General features: G+C 65.3%; 1 protein-coding gene. It reads right to left on the reverse strand.

Annotated elements, in window-relative coordinates:
- Positions 1-24: 24 nt before the first annotated feature.
- On the reverse strand, positions 25-1,611 hold the full coding sequence (locus FS320_RS42965; protein WP_152718598.1) for an IS66 family transposase: 1,587 nt from the start codon (positions 1,609-1,611) through the stop codon (positions 25-27).
- Positions 1,612-1,667 lie beyond the last annotated feature (56 nt).

The raw sequence follows: 1,667 nt of genomic DNA on the forward strand, positions 1-1,667 counted from the left end.
TAATAGGGGCAAAACCGTTGGCGATCACGCTAAGGAGCAGCGGTCGCTGACCAGATCTGCCAGGCGCGGGACGGCTGGCGCATCAGCAATTCCCAGTCTATCGCCAAGATAGCTCCAGAATGACACTCCCAGCTTGCGACAGGTCTTGCTCAATCCGAGGAATGCATCGCGGCAGTCCCGCCCCGTGTCGGAGCGCGTGCCGGCGCTGATCTTGCGCCGAATGACCTGAGCCCGGATGTCGTTCTCGGACCCGTTGGTGTGCAGCGGGATCTCGGGGCGCTCCAGCACCCGCAGCAGTTCCGCCTTGTTGGCTCGCAGCCGTCTCAGCAGCCGATCAAGGGTGGCAAAGCCGGTTCGCCTCGTGAAGATCCGATCAAAGCGCGCCCGCAACTGCGTTCGGCGGCGGCGGGTTGGTGCCTGACGATAGAGCTTCAGATCCCGGTAGAACCACCACACCAGCCGCCGCATCCGCTTCTGGGCCGCGCGCTGATGATCCGTAAAGGTGTCGAGCTGATGGATCAGCCGCTCGGCATGCACCCAGCACAACGCGTGCTCTCCAACCTCGAACTGGCCGGCATCGTCGCTGACGATCACCGTGTTCGGCAGAAGGCCGTGCGCCTTGATGCTGCCCCACACGGCTCCTTCGGTGGCCAGACGGACGGGATCGAGCGTGTCGGGCCGGCTGGGCATCGCCACCTGTTCCAAATGACGCTGCCAGGCCGGGGCATCGCGGAAGTCCGTCTCGGACGCTTGCGCCAGACGCGCGATCAGAGGCTGCGGCAAGGCTCGCCGGCGCAGGTAGGCAAGCGCGTCAGCGTTGATGACGTAATCTGTGTGGCCCGCTCGTAGAAGCTCGAGGAAGTTGAGCCGGCTCTTGGAGGCGGTGGTGCCAAACCAGGTGAAGTGGTCATTGCCGATCTGGGTGCAGGTGCCGTTGCGGCCCTGATGCCGTGCGCCTGTGTCATCGACACTGATCCAGCGCGCGCTCCTCAATCCGGCCCGCAGCACCGCCATCGCCTCGTCGCGGAATAACCCGCTCGCATCGCTGAGCAACCGCACGACCTGCCGCTTGGAGATCAGCACGCCCAGCAGGGTGAGATGCTCGACCAGCCGCGCGATGGTGAGCTGACCCTGATGGTAGAGCGCCAGCACATAGCGGTGCAGGTCTGGCCCGAAATGCCCGACGATGCCATCCGGCAGCGGCGCCACAAGGGTACGGCCGTCCGGGGTCAGCCAGCGCTCGCGACGAATGCGGATCCCGTGGGATCGCACGATCAGGTCCTGAACCAGAAAGTCCTCATAGCCCTTGAAGCGCGATCCGGCCGGAACGGCGGCACGCATGACACGCTCCTCATGGATCGTGATCTGCGAGGCTTTGGGGCCGCGCCGCCCGGGCTTGCGGCTTGACCCAGGCGAAGGTGTGTGGGTGTCCATGCCGCTGGGCGTGCGCGGCTTGATGGTTGGACGTCCTTTAAGGTTCTTGAGACGGGCGATCTCCTCGCGCTGGGCGGCAGCCAGCCGCTCCAGCTCGGCGACGCGGCCCAACAGCTCCAGCACCAACCGCTTCAGATCGGCGTTCGACAGGCCATCAAGATCCGGGGCCGGTGACATGCAGGGGATTGAATCAGAATTGTCGCTGCGCCGGAACCCCGACCCGCCAGCTCAGC

It is taken from the genome of Microvirga tunisiensis (assembly GCF_009296175.1).
Classification (GTDB): domain Bacteria; phylum Pseudomonadota; class Alphaproteobacteria; order Rhizobiales; family Beijerinckiaceae; genus Microvirga; species Microvirga tunisiensis.

What these genes read in the sequence shown, in the direction of transcription:
- FS320_RS42965 (WP_152718598.1), bottom strand. Translation starts at nt 1,611, where the DNA reads ATGTCACCGGCCCCGGATCTTGATGGCCTGTCGAACGCCGATCTGAAG.